Genomic DNA, 19,208 nt, shown 5'->3' on the forward strand with positions numbered 1-19,208 from the left:
TAAGGCAACGGTTTTTGGTACCGTCATGCACTGGTTCGAATCCAGTTACCCCAATTATATATCGCTTTGAGACAAGGTTTCTGTGACCCTTGTCTTTTTTTGTGTGTCGGAGCAGGATTCTGTTTCGGTTTTATTTTCTCAAGGGACACGGTGGCTGTCTGCGGGAAATTAATGGCGGGACTGTTCACTGGTATAGTTTCGCAAAAGGTTGTAGAATATTAACAAGGGGTGATTTAGATGAAATTAGGGTTTATCGGTGCCGGCAACATGGCCAGGGCGATTGTCAACGGCTTGATTGCTGAAAAAAGAATTTCCGGTGGGGATGTATACATACACAGTGCCCACAAGAGCAGCTATGAAGGCTATGCGAAGGAAAAGGGACTCAATCCTTGCGAAAGCAACTCAGATGTCGTCAGAAACGCAGAGATTGTTTTCCTGGCAGTCAAGCCAATCGTTGCCAAAGACGTTTTAGAAGAAATCAGCACTGAATTTGAAGAGAAGAATCCGGTGCTTGTTTCGATGGTTACGGGCGTCAGCATCGCTGAGCTGGCTGATGCACTGCATTTTCCGGCGGCCAGAATCGTCAGAATCATGCCGAACGTAAACGTTGAAATCGGTGAGGGAATGACAGCCCTGAAGGCAGGCGAAACGGTGACTGAAACCGAATTTTCCGAAGTGACGGATCTTTTTGATTCCATCGGCAAGACGGCTGAAATGGAGGAAAGGGACTTCAGCACGTTCGTCGCGCTTGCGGGCAGTTCCCCTGCCTATGTGTATCTCTTTATCGACGCGATGTCCCGTTCAGGCGTCAAGTACGGGCTGAACAAGAAGCAGGCGACTGAAATTGCCGCCCAGGCCGTTTTGGGCAGTGCCATGAAGGTTCTGGAAGCAGCCAAAAGCCCGATGGACCTTGTTGATGACGTCTGCTCTCCCGGAGGAACGACGGTTGCCGGACTGCTGGCGATGGAGGAATACGGATTTACAACTTCCGTCATTAAAGGTTTAGACGCGACAGTTGCCAAAGACAAAAAATAACAGCTGTTTACTTGACTTTTTGGTCTATACCAATTATGATTGGACTGTAATTAAAATTAAGAAAGCGGGTTCAATTATGAGCAAAGTTATCAAACATGCAGTGATTTATACTGGTTCAGAGAAGATTGAGGATGGTTATATCAGGTTTGACAAGCAAATCGAAGCCGTCGGCAGGATGAGCGAATATGTTTGCCGGTCTTCTGATGATGAAATTGTTGACGTGCTCGGCAAGACGATCGTTCCTGGTTTTATTGACGTCCACAGTCATGGCGGCTACGGCTTTGATACGATGGACGGCAATGCTGAGGAAATCGATGAAATGGTGAACCACATGGTTTGCGAAGGCGTGACGACCTATTTTGCGACAACGATGACGCAGTCTCACCAAAACATTGAAAATGCCCTGGCGGCCGTTAAGAAAGCGGCTGAGAAGAATCCCGTCATTCAGGGCGTTCATCTGGAAGGACCGTTCGTATCGCCTGTTTTCAAGGGGGCTCAGCCTGAAGAGTATATCGAAGCTCCGGACGTTGAACTGTTTGATCATTGGAACAAGGTTTCCGGGAACATGATCAAGCTCGTGACGTATGCTCCTGAGCACAAGACGTCGCCTGAATTTGAACAGTATTGTCTGGAACACGGGATTGTTCCGTCATGCGGACACAGCAACGCTACAAGAGAGGAAATGAAGCATTCCCGTGCAACGCATATCACGCACCTGTACAATGCGCAACGTGAATTCAAGCACCGTGAACCCGGCGTAACCGGTCATGCCTTGCTTGAAGACAATATCCGCTGTGAAATGATTGCTGACGGATTCCACGTTTGTCCTGACATGATCAAGCTTGCATATGAGCTGAAAGGTGCAGAAAAGATTGATCTCATCACTGATTCAATGAGGGCCAAGGGCATGCCTGAGGGCGTTTCTGAACTCGGTGGTCAAAAAGTCATCGTCAAGGACAGACAGGCGCGTCTCGAAGACGGCACTTTGGCAGGTTCTGTCCTGATGTTCAAGGATGCCTTTGTCAATATCATGAAGTTCACCGGCTGCAGCATTGAAGAAGCGGTCAAGATGAGCTCCGTCAACCAGGCTCGTGAATTCAACCTGACGTCCAAGGGTGCAATTGAAGCCGGCAAGGATGCCGATTTCAACATTTTCAACGATAAGATGGAACTCGAAGCGACATACAGCTTCGGGAGGCTTTTTAAAGAATAGACAAAATTATGGAGGGTGATTTTCAATGAGTTCACCGGTTTACATTCAAATTCACAACCGGATAAAAAAAGATATTGAGGCTGGCGTGTGGTCTGTCGGTGACCGAATCCCCTCTGAACGTGAGCTTGCCTTGGAATTTAACGTCAGCCGGATGACCTTGCGGCAGGCGGTTCAAACTTTGGTCGAAGAAGGAATCCTGGAACGCCAGGTCGGCGCCGGGACGTTTGTTGCACGCAAGAAAGTGCAGGAAAAAATGACTGGCGTGACCAGTTTCACTGAATTGATGGAAGAGCAGGGCAAAAAGCCTTCCAGTCGAACAGTTTCTTATCTGGTGACGACGCCTTCTCTGAGCGAAACGGAACGATTGAAACTGAAAGACGACGAAAAGGTTCTTCGGATGGAACGTATCCGTTATGCAGACGAAGTGCCGATCTGTTTTGAGGTCGCCACGCTTCCCTATAGTCTCGTCAAGGATTACGAGCGCAGTCAGATTACCACGTCGCTTTACCGGACGCTTGAGGAAAGCGGACGGGAAATCGGACATGCTCAGCAAAGCGTTTCTGCGCAGGTTGCATCGGAAAGGATTGCTGAGTATTTGAACATCAAGCGCGGTTCGGCAATCTTAAGGCTGCGACAGATTACGGAACTCGGTGACGGAACGCCGTTTGAATATGTCAGGACCCAGTATGCCGGTGACAGGTTTGAATTTTATCTGGAAAAATAACGAAACGCTTTTCTGTTAAAGCGGAATTTGACGAGAGGATGGGAAAAATTCCCTTTTCACTCTTGAATTAAATGAAGTACCGAACAAAGGAGGTCGTAATGCGACTGATTTTGTCCGGTATTTTTTTCAATTTTGAGGCATGAAAACCTGATTTTTTAAAATACAGTGCTGCGAATCGCCGGCTCAATCAGGTCGTCAGGACTGGGTTACGGGCAAAATGGCAGTTTTTGAAATCTGCCCGTAAATTCCAGTCTTCGATGAAGAATTATTCCGTATGCACAAAGTTTTCCCAACCTTTTTTTGTTTTGAAAAAACAAAAAAACTGAGCCCGATAAAAGGCTCAGGAAGTTCATGCTTATTTTCCGAAGAATTTGCGTCTGTAAACCAAAAGCAGATATTTCGGCAATGCCATCATGCGCAAAAATCTGGTCGGTTCCTTGTAGAGACGGTAGAGCCACTCGATGTGGTGATCGATCCACCATTGCGGAGCACGCTTTGCGTAACCGGCCAGAACATCAAAGGAACCGCCGATTCCCATCCAGATGGCGTCGGTGACGTGTCTGTTTCTTTCAATAAAGTATTCCTGCTTAGGAAAACCCAAGGCACAGAAGACGAAATCCGGTTCTGAAGTCTGAATGTCACGAACGATGCCTTCTTCATCCTTGAAGTATCCGTCATGAAAGCCGGCAATGACTATTCCGGGATACGCTTCCTTGATTTTCCCGATCATGGTCATGATGACTTCGTTTTTCGCACCGAGGAAATAGATTCTCTTACGTTCTTCATCACACCATTTCAAGATGGCAGTCATCGTGTCAAATCCGGTGACGCGTCCCGGAAGTTCTGATCCGAGAATCTTTGCGCCCTTGACGATGCCGATGCCGTCCGCCGTGAGATAATCCGCATCCTTGATGGCTGAAGAATATTCGGGATCGTTCAATGCGGTTAAAACGATTTCCGGATTGGCCGTCACCACGAAGCGATTTTTGTGAGAAAGGCTGTCTTCTTTTAATTGTTCGACGAATTCCTGCTGGGTGGCCTTGATGAAGTCAAAGCCCAGGACGTTGACCGTTGAAAATGGCTGGGTCATGTATTTACCTGCTTTCTTTTTTGTCTCTAACGACAATTATAACGTTGATTTGCCTTACATGGTACAATTAAATTTATAATGAAATTTTAGTTTAAAAGGCGTACAATGAATACGATGATATATTTTATGACATGAAAGTGAGGAAACGTTATGCGTCCTTTGCAAAAACAAATTATTGATGAACTTAAGGTCTTGCCTGAAATTGATCCTGAAAGGGAAATTCGCCGCTCGGTTGACTTTATCAAGGCATATCTTTTGAAATATCCGTTTTTCAAATCCATCGTGCTTGGCATCTCAGGAGGACAGGATTCGACGCTTTGCGGAACCCTTTGCCAGAAGGCAATCAGCGAGCTACGCGAAGAAACCGGCAACTCTGATTACAAGTTTATTGCCGTTCGCCTGCCGTACGGCGATCAAGCCGACGAACAGGATGCAATGGACGCAATCGAGTTCATGAAGGCCGACAAGACCGTCCGCGTCAACATCAAGCCGTCAAGCGATGCAATGATGGAGGCGGTTGAGGCAAACGGTCTGAAGGTCAGCGATTTCAACAAGGGAAATATCAAGGCCCGTGAACGCATGATTGCGCAATATGCGATTGCCGGTTCCGAAAACGGAGCCGTTGCCGGGACTGATCATGCTGCCGAAGCCGTAACCGGATTCTATACGAAATACGGCGATGGCGGTGCTGACATCTGCCCTCTCTGGCGTCTTGACAAGCGCCAGGGTCGTGCAATGCTTAAACTTCTGGGTGCTCCGGAACATCTGTATCTCAAGACGCCGACGGCTGATCTTGAAGAAGATCGACCTGCATTGCCTGATGAAGCGGCTTTGGGCGTAACCTACAAGGACATTGACGATTATCTTGAAGGACGCGAAGTCGAGGAAAAAGCTGCCGAAACGATTGAAGGCTGGTACCTTAAGACGCAGCACAAGCGTCACATGCCGATTAACGTATATGACGAATTCTGGAAGTAAAGGGGGATTTCAATGAAACGCAGAGCAGATTTCGGACACTATGTCAGCGTCTTGTCCGAAGTGATGGAAACTACCGAGAATATGGGCGCAAAGCTTAATCCATTTTTTGAAACGTTCCGGAAAGCCATTGACGAAGGAAAGGACATTTCCCCTGAAGATTATGACAAGACAAGAGCAGAGTTTGAGACAGGCGTTGAACTTTACGAGAAGAACCTCAAAAAACTGCAGGGCCTGGAAGCTCCGATTGCGATTATCGGGGTGCACAAGAAGCTTGTCGGAGCATATCGCCGTTTTTATGAAGGCTGCGCTCATATGAATTCATCAATTGATTATGCAGGAAGATGGGTTGATGCAGAGCAGTTTGACGTTTCTGAAAAGGAGCAGGGTGATGCCATGGACGACATTGCCAGATGCGTCAGGAAAATCATGAGATAAAGGAAACCGCGTCTGAAATTTCGGACGTGGTTTTTGTTGTAATTCTTTGATCATGAAGATAGAATAAAAAGGAAATCGAAGGGATGATGCACGTGGAAAAAGGATATTTAGAAATCGTCGCTCAAGCCATGCCTTACAAGGAACATCAAATTGAGTCTGTCTTGAAGATGCTTGAGGAAGGCAACACGGTGCCTTTCATTGCGCGCTATCGCAAGGAAAGAACGGGCAGTCTGGATGAAGTTCAAATCAAGGACATCAGTGATGCGTACCAACGAGTGGAAAAAATTGAAAAAAACGCAGCGATATTGAAGCCAAGATCGGAGAACTCGGCAAGCTGACCGAAAAACTGAAAAAATCAATCGAAGCAGCTGAAACGATGCAGCAGTTGGAAGATCTGTATTTGCCATACAGGCAGAAAAGGCGGACAAAGGCCCAGGCTGCAAAAGAAGCCGGCCTGGAGCCTTTTGCGCTGTGGATGCTGACGTTTCAGAAGGAAACGGTTGAGTCAAGGGCAAGGGCAGTTGCCAGAAAATCAGGCCTTGAAGAAGCAAGGACAGCCATTGACGGAGCAATGGAAATTCTGGCAGAAAAGTTCGGCGAAAATCCTCAGACAAGGCAAATGGTGCGTGATTTGGCCGAAAGACGCGGGAAAATCGTGGCCGTCAGGAAGAAAAATGCAGAAGATGCACAGGAAGTCTATAAAAACTACTATGAATTCGAGGCACCTGCCGGAAAGCTCACGTCATATCAAGTGCTTGCGCTTGACCGCGGGGAAAAGCAGGGCGTTTTGCGGATTAAGCTCGAACTTGAAGATGAACGCATCCTGAATCAGATGCATCGCCATTATGCCGGAAATCATGAGGAAGATTCAGCAGAATATGTCAAAAAGGCCTGCGACGATGCATATAAACGCTTCATCAAGCCGGCAATTGAACGCGAATTGCGTAACAATCTGACTGCGAAGGCGGATGTGAAGGCAATCGAAGTCTTCGGGGACAACCTTTACCATCTGCTGATGCAGGCACCGCTTAAAGGCCGGGTCGTATTGGGACTTGACCCGGCTTATCGGACCGGATGCAAACTGGCAGTCGTCGATGAAACGGGCAAGTTCCTGGACAAGGCGGTCATTTACCCGCACGAAAAGTACAAGGGCGAACATGTTGATCAAAAGCGGGTCGCAGATGCGAAGAAGACGCTCAGGACTTTGATCCGGAAGTACGGCGTCAGGACGATTGCCATCGGAAACGGGACGGCAAGTCGTGAATCAGAAAGCTTCGTTGCGGACGTTTTAAGGGAAATGGACGAAGAAGTCTCCTACGTGATCGTCAACGAGGCCGGTGCTTCGGTTTATTCGGCAAGCGAAACTGCCAGAAGGGAATTCCCGGACTTCAACGTCGAAGAACGTTCTGCAGTCAGCATTGCCCGCCGCTTGCAGGATCCGTTGGCTGAACTGATCAAAATTGATCCGAAGGCAATCGGCGTCGGTCAATATCAGCATGATCTGCCTGAAAGAGATCTTGATGAGAGGCTCAGGTTCGTAATCGAAACGGGCGTCAACAAGGTCGGAGTAAATCTGAATACCGCAAGTCCGCAGCTGCTGGAGCATATTTCCGGACTGAATGCGACGACTGCTCAGAATATCGTGGATTACCGCTCGGAAATCGGACGATTTGAAAAAAGGTCGCAGTTAAAGAAGGTCAAGCGCTTAGGCGACAAGGCGTTTGAACAGGCTGCCGGCTTTTTGCGCATTCCAAACGGCAGCGAACCGCTCGATAATACGGACATCCACCCTGAAAGCTATAATCTGACGCGCCGGTTATTGAAGGAGCTCGGGATGAAAAATGCAGAGCTGTCGACAAAGGACGGCTTGGAAAAGCTCAGTCGCCTTGATCCGAATGATTTTGCAAAGGAAACTGGTGCAGGCGTTCAAACCATTGAAGACATTGTTGAAAGTCTGAAGAAACCCGGCCGCGATCTGCGCGATTCGATGCAAAAGCCGCTGCTGCGATCAGACGTTTTGCACCTTGAGGATTTGAAGGAAGGAATGAAGCTTCAGGGAACGGTGCGCAACGTTGTGGATTTCGGAGCATTTGTGGATATCGGGGTCAAGCAGGACGGTCTCGTCCACATTTCCAAACTGAAGAAGGGCTTTGTCAAAAAACCTGCCGATGTCGTTTCCGTGGGTGATATCGTGGACGTGTGGATTGACGGCGTGGATGAAAAGCGCGGCCGCATTCAATTGACGATGGTGGATCCAAAGTATGAATGATCAGGAGCTGCAAAGGCTGGTTGAAAGGATTTCCCTGGAAGACTTCGGGCGCAGATTCAGGCACCGTGCCTCCTTTAACGGGCGCTTGAGAACGACTGGCGGCAGATATCGCTTGAGCGACCATGATATTGAGATTAATCCCAAAATGCTGACGGAACATGGTTCGTCCGTGCTGATCGGCATCATTAAGCATGAGCTGTGTCACTATCATCTGCATCTGGAAGGAAGAGGATACAGGCATAAGGATTCGGAATTCAAGGCTTTATTGAAAAAAGTCAACGGCTTGCGTTACGCACCGGAATTAAAATCTGCCAGGACGGGGGTTGAGAGATATTATGTTTACAAATGCGAAGGATGCGGGGTGCTTTATCAACGCAAACGTCGCGTCAATACCGCGCGCTATGTCTGTTCAAAGTGCCATGGAAATATTGAATTGGTCGAGATTCATGAGTATCGATAATTTTTTTTGAAAAGGACTTGCGTCTGCTGAAAATGACTGTTATAATTAATAACGTTGTCGCGGGTATGGCGGAATTGGCAGACGCGTCAGACTAAGGATCTGGTGGGCGTTGAGCCCGTGATGGTTCGAATCCATTTACCCGCATGACTAAGGTTGCAGGACTGATGAGAAATCGGTTCTGCAATTTTTTTATCTGTGATAATTTTTTTGAATTAAGGGTTGCATAGTTGTAATTAACTTGATATAATTAATGATGTTGTCGCGGGTATGGCGGAATTGGCAGACGCGTCAGACTAAGGATCTGGTGGGCGTTGAGCCCGTGATGGTTCGAATCCATTTACCCGCATAACGCAAGCTGCAGTGCTGAGAAATCGGTCTGCAGCTTTTTTTAATGCGTTCGGTGTTTTGAATGATCAAAGTATTCCGCATTAACGAAAAAATTGGTAAGATATACCTTGGAAAGATTCGAAAGGATACGAAACATATGTCTGTTAAAATTAGTGCGAGCGCAGGCTACCTGCCGCCCAGAATTGTTACGAATGATGAACTGGCATCAATTATGGAAACCTCTGATGAATGGATCAGAAGCCACACCGGTATTGAAATGCGTCATTTTGCGATTGGAGAAAACACGTCCGACATGGCCGCGAAAGTGGCAGTCAGTCTGATGGAAAAAGCCGGCGTCAGTCCTGAGGAAATCGATCTGATTATCGTTTCGACGATTTCTCCGGATTCAATTACGCCGTCAACGGCGGCCCTGGTTCAGGGAAAAACTGGTTGTGTCAATGCATTTGCATACGACATTTCCGCTGCTTGTGCCGGTTTTGTCTTTGCGTTGTCCACTGCAGAAAAGTTCATTCGCTGCGGTCAGTACGAAAAGGCAATCGTCATCAGCGCAGAAACGAATTCCAAGATGATGGACTTCAGGGACCGGACGTCTGCCGTCTTTTTCGGCGACGGAGCAGCGGGAGTCCTGCTGGAATCAAGCCGGGATCCTGAGGATGAAAGCTTTATCGCAGAAGAACTGCATGCCAGGGGAAACGGGGAAGTCATTCACAGCGGACGCATCGAACCGATTCAGGAAATTTCTGCTGAAAATTACCCGCAGATGGATGCCTTTTACCAGGACGGACGTTCAGTGTATAATTTTGTGACCGACGAAATTACCGTCCACATGCGCGAGTTTCTGGAAAAGGAAGGCCTGAAGCCGGAAGACCTCGATCTGGTGATCACGCATCAGGCCAATCTGCGCTTGATTGAAAATATCGCCAGGGCATTGAATCTGCCGCTTGAAAAATTCCAGATTAACGTTCAGACGGCCGGAAACACTTCATCGGTCGGAATCCCGTTGGCCTTGTCGGAGGCTCTTGCTCAGGGCAAGAGACCGAAGCGCTGCCTGTTGACGGGCTTCGGTGCCGGTCTGGCCTATGGCAGCCTGTTGATTGGATTTTAGTTTTTGGCCCCTTGTCCTCTGGCAAGCGGGCTTTTTACGTTAAAAAAAGCCGAGAAGCGAATTCTCGACTTTATCTTCATCATGAGCTTATTATTGTCCCATTGCCTTGGCGCCTGCGATGGCCTGTTCGGCAATGCCGGTATCGTCGGCAAACGTTTCGGTCGATTCTTCCATTCCGAGTTCTTCGCGAATGTTTTTTGAAACGCGCGATCGTTCCGTTGACGTCGCAACCTGCCATGAGGTTGAATCATACCATCCGTTTTCTCCCTGCAGACAATCGGATTTGATGTTTGAAGCGGCCTTCTTGTAATTTGTTTCGATGGCCCACATGTCATCGTAGCTGAGGTCGGTCTGCATGTTGTCCTTGACTGCCTTCAGGATGTCGTCAAATTTTGAAACGCTTGAAAAATTAAGAGCCTTCCTGGCGATGGCCTGAATGACCTGGCGCTGACGTTTCTGGCGGCCGTAATCTCCAAGCGGATCGTCGTGGCGCATGCGGGCATAGGAAAGCGCTGCCTTGCCGTCTAGCGTCGTCTTCTTTCCCTGAACCACGTCTGCATCTTCATATTGGAACGTCAATGTCGGAGTGACGGTAATTCCGCCGATTGCATCAACGACTTGTCTTAATCCGCCCATGTTGAGCAGCACATAATAGTCGACTGGAACGTCGAGCAGCTTTTGAATCGATTTGATGGCTGTCGGAACGCCGCCGACAGAATATGCGGCATTGATCTTGTCGTACGGATCCCGGCAGTTTGGAATTTTGAGCAGAGTATCGCGCGGGATGCTCGTCAAAGTCGTCCGCTGCGTCGTCGGATTGACGGTGGCGATGATCAGCGTATCTGTTCTCCCCGTATCGCTTCTTCCAAGGTCTCCGGTATCCGTCCCGAGCAGCAGAATCGAAATCGGCTTCTTTTCCTTCAAGACCTTTGAAACGTTGCGCGCCTTCTTGACTTTGACCTTCTTGTATGTTGTAGTAATCGTCTCCTCGGCTGTATGTAGCATGCTGTAGAGATAAGCACCGCAGCCGTAGAACCCTCCAAGCAGGGCAACCAGCAGAAAGCCGCAGACCCATTTTCTGATTTTGGCTTTACCCGGTGAGTCAACGGAGCGTTTAGTATGATCTGACATTTCAAATCCCCTTTGAATGAAATATTGAATAGTATCATTATACACATCTTAACGGTTTCGTGATAGACAAGAGGGAAAATTTAACGGATTCTAAAAGGTCTTGAAATATTTTCGCAATAAAAGCGCTTTAACGGGAAGCAGATAGTGCATTTGCCGACGTTAAATGCTATAATTTTGAAAAAGATTAAAAAACAATGAAAAAGAAGGTAGATTATGCAAGTCTTTATGGAAAGTCTGTCGGGCGTTCTCGTTATTTTGGGGATGATTCTCGTCGGATATTGTCTGACCGAACACGGGTGGTTCAAGGGAGACGCGGACAAGCTGATTGCCAGGCTTGTCACGCAGGTCTCGCTGCCGTGCTACATGCTCAGCACGATTACCGGGAAGTTCAAGGCGCATGAGCTTTTGAGCATGCTGCCGGATCTCCGGTTTCCGGTGCTTTCGATGATGATCTTAATGGCAGTTGCGTTTGCGCTGGTAAGAATCTTCAACATCAAAAAGGGCCGCCAGGGACTGTTTACGTCAATGTTCTTCAACTCCAACACGATTTTTGTCGGACTTCCGATTAACCAGGCACTGTTTGGCGACCGCAGCATCCCCTACGTTTTGATTTACTACATGGCCAATACGACGATCTTCTGGACGCTCGGAACGTTTTTCATCCAGCGTGACGGGGAGGGCGACGCAAAGTTCAATCTGAAGAAGACCCTTGGCAAGGTTTTTTCTCCTCCACTGCTCGGATTCATGCTGGGAATCGTGCTGGTGCTTCTGGACGTGAGACTGCCGACGTTTATAAATCGTGACCTGGTGTATCTCGGCAACCTGACGATTCCGCTGTCGATGCTGTTCATCGGGATTTCAGTGTCTCATGCCGGCCTTGCGCAGATGTCCTTGAAGAAGGACAACCTGCTGATTTTATTCGGACGTTTCATTTGCGCGCCGCTTTTGATGACGGTTCTGGTGATTCACGCACCGATGCCGACCTTGATGAAGCACGTCTTCATCCTGCAGTCGGCGATGCCGGTGATGACGAACGCTCCCGTTGTTGCGAACCTGTATGGCGCAGATTCGTCCTATGCAGCCGTTATGGTAACGGAAACGACGCTGATGTCCCTGATTGTCGTTCCGATTCTGATGGTCATCATGCAGTCGCTTTAGATTAGAAAGAATGCAGTGCAGAATATTTCAAAACGTTGAAATATTCTGCTTTTTGTTTTTTTAAATGAGATTCTGAGTGAAAAATAAGCGACTGGAATCATAGCAAATGCTTGAAAACGCTTTAAATTAGAAAAAATAATTTGTAACAAAAGAGAAATATTACAGATTGTAATGTCAAAAACGAGGCGGGAACACTTTTATAGCCGATAAAATGGCGTTTATACGGGGGGGTAACAAAAATTTGGAGCTTCGTGAAATGTTTTTGTAACATTAGAGGCTTTTTTGAACGATTTTGTAAATTTACTGTAATTGAGTTGAGTGTTGTTAAATGGTAACATAGCTATTGTAGTCAAAACGGACGGAAGATATTCCGGAGTTCCAGTTATGAAAATAAAAGTTGTTACAGGAAGGTAGTCGCTAATGAAGAATTCGAAGTTATTCAAATTGACATTGACAGCAGCAGCGGCGCTGACATTTGCCAGCTATGCCCAGTCTTCTGCCAAGGCAGACACGCAGGCTGATATCGATGCAGTCACACAGAAGATCAAGGATACGGAACAGGCGGTCAAGGACGGTCAGGTCAAGCTTTCCAAGCTTGAAGACCTTCAGTTCCAGAAGAGCAATGAGATTCTCAAGCTGCAAAAGAACATCAAGGCCCGCAAGGCACAGCTTGCACGTCAGGCACGTGCAGCCCAGATCAACAATGCCGGTTCGATGATTGACTTCGTTACAAGCGCCGACAGCCTGTCGGATGCGGTTAACCGCACATTCACGGTTGCAACGCTTGTCCGTGCCAACAATCAGGCCGTGGCACAGCAGAAGGCTGACAAGGAGAAGGTTGCCGCTGACAAGGCTGTCGTCGACAAGGCCGCTTCAAGCCAGAAGGAAACAAACAAGAAGCTGAACAATGACATTGCCCAGCTTGCCGTTCAGAAGACGCAGCTTGAGGTCAAGAAGGCAAAGGAAGACGCAGCAAAGAAGGCAGCTGAGGAAGCAGCAAAGAAGGCTCAGGAAGCTGCTGACAGAGTTGCCAAGGCCAAGAACGAGCGTGAAACGCAGAATGCCCTGAATGATGCCAACAAGGCCGTTGCAGCTGTGACAAAGACTGACAACGACACGAAGGCTGACGACAATACGAAGACAACCCAGGCACAGGTTCAGCAGACAAGTACCACAAGTACTACAAGCAATTCGGAGAATTCAAGCAGCAGTACTGTCAGCGCTGCTCCGGCTGCCAAGTACGGCAGTGTTGTGGGTTACGCAACTTCATTCTGCGGTGTTCCTTATAAGTGGGGCGGGGCATCTCCTTCCGGATTCGACTGCTCCGGTCTTGTAATGTATGTGTATGCTGCATTCGGCAAGAGTCTGCCTCATTCCTCATACTCTCAGCAGGCAATGTGCACGCAGATTTCCGAAAGCCAGCTTCAGCCTGGTGACTTGGTATTCTTCAACGGTGGCAGCCATGTCGGCATCTATGTCGGCGGCGGCAGCTTCGTGCATGCTCCGCAGACAGGCGATGTGGTCAAGGTTACGTCACTCAAGTACATGCGTCCTTCATTCTGCGGTCGCTTGAACTAAATCCTGACAATTACGACTTAAACTGGAATTCTATGAATATGCAATATGAAGAGAAACATGGAAAATTCATGTTTCTCTTTTTTTATGAAAAATGAGAATAATATAAGTTATTCCTTAAAATTAGGGAAAACAGGACGATATGTACATGGTAAAGAGGTTTGCGGAGCAAATAGTTAAAGATAACATTTGGAGGCAGGCCTATGAAAGCATTAACATTTGACAGTAGCGAAGCAGTCCTTGACTATGCCCGGCAGCATAATGACGAACTTCTCGTTTTGTTCAGCACGCATACGGAAATCGAGCTGTTCGAGACAATGATTCCCGATAACATGATTATTGCAACATCATTTGCACAGACGTACGGAAATGTGAAAAAAGAGCACGGGTTCACGGGATTCAGTGAGAAGAAGGACATCTGCGAGGTGGTTCCGATTGCCGAACCGCCGATACTGTCAAGAAATGATCTCAGGAAAGCCTATGACAGAGTTAAGGACAACCCGAATGCGTTCATGTATCTGATTGCCGACGGGCTCTCCGGGCAGGAGGACATGATCATGACCAGTCTCTATTTCATGGATCACAACTTCAAGATGATCGGCGGCTCCGCAGGTGACACCAGTTATGACTCAACTCTTATCTACTACGGCAGACAGCGCGTCAAGCACATTGCAGTCTTCATTGACTGCAGGAGGCATACGGAAGTCATCAAGGAAAACATCTATGTGCCCACTGGAAAGAAACTGCTTGTGACCAAGGCTGACCCGATCAAAAGAATTGTCTATACCTTCAATAACCGGCCGGCCGATGAAGAATATGCCCGTGTCCTTGGCATTCCGTTGTATGATCTGCGCAATGAATTCATCTCTCATCCGCTTGGACAGAAGACTGACGGTGAGCTTTTCATCAATTCGCCGCAGAGGATTCAGCATGATCATTCAATCAAGTTTTATTCGGAAATCATTCCGAACAAGTTTGTTGATGTGCTCGAACTGGGCGACATGGATGTCATCATGGAACAGACAAGGAAGAAGATGGGAATGAAACCGTCAGTGCTGCTTTCAATCAACTGCATTTTGAGAGATCAGTATTTTACGAAAAACGGAAAGTGGCAACAGGTGTTCACCTCACTTGAAAGAATGAATTCAAGTCAGTCAGGCTACATCAGCGCCGGTGAGCAGTATGAATTTCAACACTGCAACCAGACGATGGTGCTGCTTGGGATTGAATAGGAAAGGGAAGGAATTGTAAGATGAAGTGGTTCAAAAAGAACAGTGAAGTTGTTGAAGAACAGGAGCATAATGTACCGGAGGTAAATTTGCACGAAGACATCACGGCAACGGAATACTACTCGACGATTTATGATCTGACAGATCATACGAAAAGGCAGTTCCGGAATCTGATGAATCTTGAAAGCGAATCGACGCGGAGCCTGGATCAGCTTTTGAGTGTCAACAGGGAAACAACCGACAGCATTCAAGAAGCCGCTGATTCCTCAAGAAAACTTGAGCAAAGCAACAGCGAACTTGAAGAAAAGATTGCCGCCGTTGCCGCCGAGATGCAGACTTCAAGCGATGCAATTGACGGTTCAAGGGATCACTTTTCCGCAATGAATGACATTGTGAAGGACCTTGACGGTTTCATCGGAAACATTACAAGTGAGATGACAACGCTGCGAAAGGAATTCGACAATATCTCGACAAAGGCGCAAAGCATTGACGACATCGCTGAAAGCACCACCATTCTGGCACTTAATGCATCAATCGAAGCCAATCGTGCTGGTGAAGCCGGAAAGGGTTTTTCGGTTGTTGCAAGTGAGACGAGCAACCTTGCCCAGAGCACCAAGGGATTTTCACGCGATATTCTGTCGTCGATGAATGAACTCAAAAATGTTGTCATGCAGCTGCAAAAGCAGGTTGAATATGTAACCAAGGTGATTGAGAGAACAAACGCGACTGTTGGCGAGGTCACGGACGGCTTTGAGACAATCAGGAAATCGGATGAAAACGTCAGCGCCCATCTTGACGACGTTCTGGCACTGCAAAAGGAGAACGTGGGGCACATTAACAGGATGAGCGATACGATGGAGGATGTCGTTACGAAGTCAGAAGAAGACAGCGAAAGAATCAAGACCCTCGTTGACGGCGTTGACAGCCGTTCGGCAAGCTACAAGGACATTGCAAACGACCTTGAGCAGATGAACATGCTGGCGGAAAAGGTGAAGAAGCAGGCTTGAAGACAGAAGAAACCGAGGGGGCATGCCGGCTTTTTCCGGTAATTGACAGGCGGTTGAATGAAACAGTGGGATTTTTCATTTTTCAGATGGAAGTTCCCGCTGTTTTTGTCTTAGTGCATATGTGCCGGAAATGTCAGTCAATTGCGGTTGATTCACGGCATACGGCTGTTTTCACTGTATTTCCCGGATAATCGTGATGTATGATATACTGTAAGTATCATTAAGAGACGGAAGGTAACGGCATGGTAAAGTTGGTTTTAATCAGACACGGGCAAAGCATTGCCAACAGGGAGGACGTTTATACGGGATGGTCCGACTCTCCGCTGACGAAAAGGGGAATCAGTCAGGCGCATCATGCCGGCAGGCTGCTGCGTCATGAAAAAATCAACTTTTCAGACGTGCATACTTCCGTTTTGGTCCGCGCAATCAAGACTGCAAACATCGTATTGGATGAAATCGGGCAGAGCTATCTGCCGATTCATAAGACGTGGCGCTTGAACGAGCGACATTACGGGGCATTGCGTGGCTTGAACAAAAACAGAACGCGCGAAATATACGGTGAAGAACAGGTTGCGTTGTGGCGCCGTTCATTTTATACGGTGCCGCCGCTGTTGGAAAAAATTGATCATGACAGGCGATACGACTGTTTTCCTGATGTCGTCGTGCCGCGCGGTGAAAGTCTGAAGATGGCTTATGACAGAATCGTGCCGTACTGGACGGACGAGATTGCACCGAAATTGCTTGACGGAGAAAATCAGCTTGTCGTGGCTCACGGGAGCACCCTGCGCGCGATGATCAAGTTCATTGAGCATATCAGCGATCAGGGAATCGATGGGGTTGAGGTCGCAAATGGAACGCCGATAATTTATGAGCTCGACCATCGACTGAGAATCATCGAAAAGAAAATTTTATAGCAAAAAAACAGGATTGGATGTAAAAATCCAATCCTGTTTTGCGTCTTTAAACGTATGACGCTTATTTTGCCAAGGAACCCATCGGATCCCAAGGTGCCAAGACTTTTGGCTCTTCCTTCAGGATTTTCTGAAGTTCTTCCGACAGGAACTTCTTGTTGACGACGACTTGGTAGCAGTATTCCTCCATCCAGTTGTCGCTCATAACAAAGAAACCTTTCGTTCCGACTTGGTCGCCCCATGAATTCTCGACTTTCCACTTGTTCGGCTTGCCGTCGACCAGGTTGACGCCGGTCAGAACCATTGCGTGTGTCATCAAGCTTTCGCAGTAGTCAAGGCGTTCTGCCTTGGACATTGAGAAGTCAACATCGAACAATTCGTCATTGTGGTAAAGTTCGGTATCCATGATGCCTTTCTTGCGATCGGATGACTGGCCAACGTCTGAGCCAAACCAGACGCTTTCACCTGCTTCAAGCTGCTTGATCGCAATTTTGCGGAACGTGTCCATGTCGACGTTCAAGTGACGAACTTCGCGTCCGCCGACGACGTTGCCGAGCATTTCAATCGTGTACATGTGGTTGTAAGGCTTGTCTTCTGTCGGAGCATTGATGACAGAAACATAGTCTTCTGTGTTCCAGCCAACGTACTTCTTGAAGAATTCCTGAGGTGTCAGGTCACGGTCGACATGATAGTTCTTGTCCTTGTCGCGGTATTCGAAGTCGAACTTTGCAGGCGGTTCGCCGAAGCTGTAGGCACACATGCGGTAAACTTCGGAGAGCATCTTCTGCTTTCTTGCTTCAAGTTCATCTTCTGAGGCGCTGGCATTGACGAGTTCGCGCAATTCAACGGCATCCTTGCGAAGCTTCAGATTCAATGCCGAGTTGAATTCACGGGATGCGGATGAGCTGAATGTTTCCGGCATGACTGACTTTGGAACGACGCCATACTTGTCAATGATGGCCATGAACATGTCCCACTGGCCGCCGTCCTGTTGAGGTGTCTGCATGAGCCAGGCAACCTTGCGGTCCGATGTCGGCAGTGAGGCCGTCTTAATGACGTTTTCATAGAAATAATTTGATTTTTCAAGCTTATCCCAGAAGAAAGTATAGTTTTGTGAAAGCTCAAAATCATCTGCAACGCCGAATTTGTTCTTCATGTCATGACGCATCGTGTTCAATGCGGCAAACATCCAGCAACGTCCGGATTGCTTTTGATTGGCAACCTTTCCCGTATCCAAGTCAATTGAAAAAACGGGATCCATGTTGATTTCTGAACGATAGTCGGCGCTTGTTGCCAAGATGCCGTTCTTTGTTACGGCGCGTTCTGCAACGTTGTGATTTGCCTTTGCGTCAAGTTCTTCCTGGAACTTCTTTAATTGGTCTGCACTAATGTCTTTAGCCAAGACGTTCACCTTCCTTTAACAAACTATTAATAATTTTATAGCATTTATCAGACTAAGTAAATAAGCTGGCCTGGAAAAATGTTACTTTGCCTCGAGAACTTCAGGTCCGTTTTGACGACCGATGATTACCGTATCGACCATATCAAGGAAAAGACCATGTTCAACGACGCCGACCTGGTGAATCAGATATTCTGCAAGCTCATGCGGCTTGTCGATTTGTCCGAGATGAAGATCGATGATATAGTTGTCCGAGTCCGTCAAAAGCAACCCGCCCTTGTCGTCTTTTCTGAATGCAGGGTTCAACCCCTTTTTCTCGAAACGTTCAAATATTTTCTGGCTGCCGTACGGAATGACTTCGACCGGAAGCGGGAAGCGTCCCAGCTTATCGACCATCTTGCTTTCATCAACGATCCACATCACCTTGTCTGAGTTCGTGGCAACGATTTTTTCGTAAAGCAAAGCGGCACCGCCGCCCTTGATTCCCTGGAAATCGCTGGAAATTTCATCGGCTCCGTCAATCGTAATGTCGATATGATCAACGGTGTCGACCGATTTGAGCGGAATTCCGAGACTTTCGGCCTGCCTGGCAGTTCTGATTGAAGTCGTGACTCCTGTGATTTTAAGATTTTCATCTTTGACGCGCCGGCCGAGTTCTTCAACCATGTAGTAGACGGTTGAACCGGTGCCAAGACCTACAGTCATGCCGTCCTTGATCCATTCGACCGATTTTTTGCCGACAAGGCTTTTAAGTTCGTTTTGATCCATTTTTCTCCTCCTGGACTATCGTTTAAATAAAAGGTTCTCAACCTCAGGGTGCTTTGCGAAATATTTTTGAGTATAAGAGCAGAGCGGAAGAACAGTTTTGTTTTCCTGCTTGACGTTTTGCAGGAATTCGATCGTGATCTTTTTGGCAAGTCCTTGACCGCGTGCCTTTTCATCAACCCAAGTGCGCTCAACGACGTAGGTTTTATTGTCGTTGATCATTTTAAAACCGATGCTGGCAAGCGTTTGATTATCATCATTAAGATATGCGAACTCATTTTCGCTCCATTTGAAGCTCATGAAAATACCCCCTAAAAATTATTTCTGATTAAATTATAACATTAAACAATGAATTAATTTGTTGAACTACCCCAAC

At 47.5% G+C, this 19,208-nt stretch carries 17 protein-coding genes, 2 tRNA genes and 1 pseudogene; 15 read left to right on the forward strand and 5 right to left on the reverse strand.

The window, feature by feature from the left end:
• Positions 1-237: 237 nt before the first annotated feature.
• The 3 genes from proC to V7Z60_RS04660 all read left to right on the forward strand — a co-directional run bounded on the left by proC (position 238) and on the right by V7Z60_RS04660 (position 2,972).
• Positions 238-1,035 carry a pyrroline-5-carboxylate reductase gene (gene proC, locus V7Z60_RS04650; protein ID WP_334116666.1) on the forward strand — a complete coding sequence of 266 codons (798 nt, stop codon included), beginning with the start codon at positions 238-240 and terminating at the stop codon, positions 1,033-1,035.
• Between the two features lie 76 nt (positions 1,036-1,111).
• The gene (gene nagA, locus V7Z60_RS04655; protein ID WP_334116668.1) at positions 1,112-2,248 is read left to right on the forward strand and encodes an N-acetylglucosamine-6-phosphate deacetylase; all 1,137 of its coding nucleotides are present in this window, start codon (positions 1,112-1,114) and stop codon (positions 2,246-2,248) included.
• Between the two features lie 25 nt (positions 2,249-2,273).
• Entirely contained in the window at positions 2,274-2,972 is a 699-nt protein-coding gene (locus V7Z60_RS04660) for a GntR family transcriptional regulator (RefSeq protein WP_334116669.1), read from the forward strand.
• Positions 2,973-3,327: 355 nt separating this feature from the next.
• On the opposite strand, the gene V7Z60_RS04665 is transcribed toward V7Z60_RS04660, so the two are convergent.
• Entirely contained in the window at positions 3,328-4,062 is a 735-nt protein-coding gene (locus V7Z60_RS04665) for a WecB/TagA/CpsF family glycosyltransferase (protein WP_334116671.1), read from the reverse strand.
• A 150-nt stretch (positions 4,063-4,212) separates the two neighbouring features.
• Between V7Z60_RS04665 and nadE the strand changes: the two genes are divergently transcribed.
• The 7 genes and pseudogenes from nadE (at position 4,213) to V7Z60_RS04700 (ending at position 9,657) form a co-directional block, all read left to right on the forward strand.
• The gene (nadE, locus tag V7Z60_RS04670; RefSeq protein WP_334116673.1) at positions 4,213-5,040 is read left to right on the forward strand and encodes an ammonia-dependent NAD(+) synthetase; all 828 of its coding nucleotides are present in this window, start codon (positions 4,213-4,215) and stop codon (positions 5,038-5,040) included.
• A gap of 12 nt (positions 5,041-5,052) precedes the next feature.
• Positions 5,053-5,475, forward strand: coding sequence for a hypothetical protein (locus tag V7Z60_RS04675; protein WP_334116674.1), 423 nt, complete (start codon positions 5,053-5,055; stop codon positions 5,473-5,475).
• 92 nt (positions 5,476-5,567) lie between these two features.
• A pseudogene (locus tag V7Z60_RS04680) lies at positions 5,568-7,744 on the forward strand (Tex family protein).
• Positions 7,737-8,204 carry a SprT family protein gene (locus V7Z60_RS04685; protein WP_334116676.1) on the forward strand — a complete coding sequence of 156 codons (468 nt, stop codon included), beginning with the start codon at positions 7,737-7,739 and terminating at the stop codon, positions 8,202-8,204. Before V7Z60_RS04680 ends, V7Z60_RS04685 begins: the two are co-directional and overlap by 8 nt.
• A gap of 59 nt (positions 8,205-8,263) precedes the next feature.
• Positions 8,264-8,348, forward strand: a tRNA-Leu gene (locus V7Z60_RS04690).
• A gap of 117 nt (positions 8,349-8,465) precedes the next feature.
• Positions 8,466-8,550: transfer RNA gene (locus V7Z60_RS04695), tRNA-Leu, on the forward strand.
• 138 nt (positions 8,551-8,688) lie between these two features.
• On the forward strand, positions 8,689-9,657 hold the full coding sequence (locus tag V7Z60_RS04700) for a beta-ketoacyl-ACP synthase III (RefSeq protein WP_334116677.1): 969 nt from the start codon (positions 8,689-8,691) through the stop codon (positions 9,655-9,657).
• A gap of 90 nt (positions 9,658-9,747) precedes the next feature.
• Here the strand turns inward: V7Z60_RS04700 and V7Z60_RS04705 are convergent, their stop codons facing one another.
• Positions 9,748-10,788 (reverse strand): LCP family glycopolymer transferase, encoded by a 1,041-nt coding sequence (locus V7Z60_RS04705; RefSeq protein WP_334116678.1) that lies wholly within the window; start codon positions 10,786-10,788, stop codon positions 9,748-9,750.
• A 213-nt stretch (positions 10,789-11,001) separates the two neighbouring features.
• On the opposite strand from V7Z60_RS04705, the gene V7Z60_RS04710 reads away from it, so the two are divergent.
• The 5 genes from V7Z60_RS04710 to V7Z60_RS04730 all read left to right on the forward strand — a co-directional run bounded on the left by V7Z60_RS04710 (position 11,002) and on the right by V7Z60_RS04730 (position 16,671).
• On the forward strand, positions 11,002-11,946 hold the full coding sequence (locus V7Z60_RS04710) for an AEC family transporter (protein WP_334116680.1): 945 nt from the start codon (positions 11,002-11,004) through the stop codon (positions 11,944-11,946).
• Positions 11,947-12,366: 420 nt separating this feature from the next.
• Complete coding sequence (locus V7Z60_RS04715; protein ID WP_334116682.1) at positions 12,367-13,524, forward strand: C40 family peptidase; 1,158 nt, start codon at positions 12,367-12,369, stop codon at positions 13,522-13,524.
• Between the two features lie 200 nt (positions 13,525-13,724).
• Positions 13,725-14,753: an FIST signal transduction protein gene (locus V7Z60_RS04720; protein WP_334116684.1), complete on the forward strand. Its 1,029-nt coding sequence runs from the start codon at positions 13,725-13,727 to the stop codon at positions 14,751-14,753.
• 20 nt (positions 14,754-14,773) lie between these two features.
• Positions 14,774-15,757, forward strand: a complete 984-nt coding sequence (locus V7Z60_RS04725; protein WP_334116686.1) for a methyl-accepting chemotaxis protein — start codon at positions 14,774-14,776, stop codon at positions 15,755-15,757.
• Positions 15,758-15,999: 242 nt separating this feature from the next.
• Positions 16,000-16,671 (forward strand): 2,3-bisphosphoglycerate-dependent phosphoglycerate mutase, encoded by a 672-nt coding sequence (locus V7Z60_RS04730; protein WP_334116687.1) that lies wholly within the window; start codon positions 16,000-16,002, stop codon positions 16,669-16,671.
• 61 nt (positions 16,672-16,732) lie between these two features.
• Here V7Z60_RS04730 and V7Z60_RS04735 read toward each other — a convergent pair whose 3' ends face one another.
• The 3 genes from V7Z60_RS04735 to V7Z60_RS04745 form a co-directional block, all read right to left on the reverse strand.
• Positions 16,733-18,070, reverse strand: coding sequence for an aminopeptidase C (locus tag V7Z60_RS04735; RefSeq protein WP_334116688.1), 1,338 nt, complete (start codon positions 18,068-18,070; stop codon positions 16,733-16,735).
• A gap of 81 nt (positions 18,071-18,151) precedes the next feature.
• Positions 18,152-18,835, reverse strand: coding sequence for a ribose-5-phosphate isomerase RpiA (gene rpiA / locus V7Z60_RS04740; protein ID WP_334116690.1), 684 nt, complete (start codon positions 18,833-18,835; stop codon positions 18,152-18,154).
• A 15-nt stretch (positions 18,836-18,850) separates the two neighbouring features.
• Complete coding sequence (locus V7Z60_RS04745) at positions 18,851-19,132, reverse strand: GNAT family N-acetyltransferase (protein ID WP_334116691.1); 282 nt, start codon at positions 19,130-19,132, stop codon at positions 18,851-18,853.
• Positions 19,133-19,208 lie beyond the last annotated feature (76 nt).

The organism is Ligilactobacillus sp., assembly GCF_036846325.1.
Taxonomy (GTDB): domain Bacteria; phylum Bacillota; class Bacilli; order Lactobacillales; family Lactobacillaceae; genus Ligilactobacillus.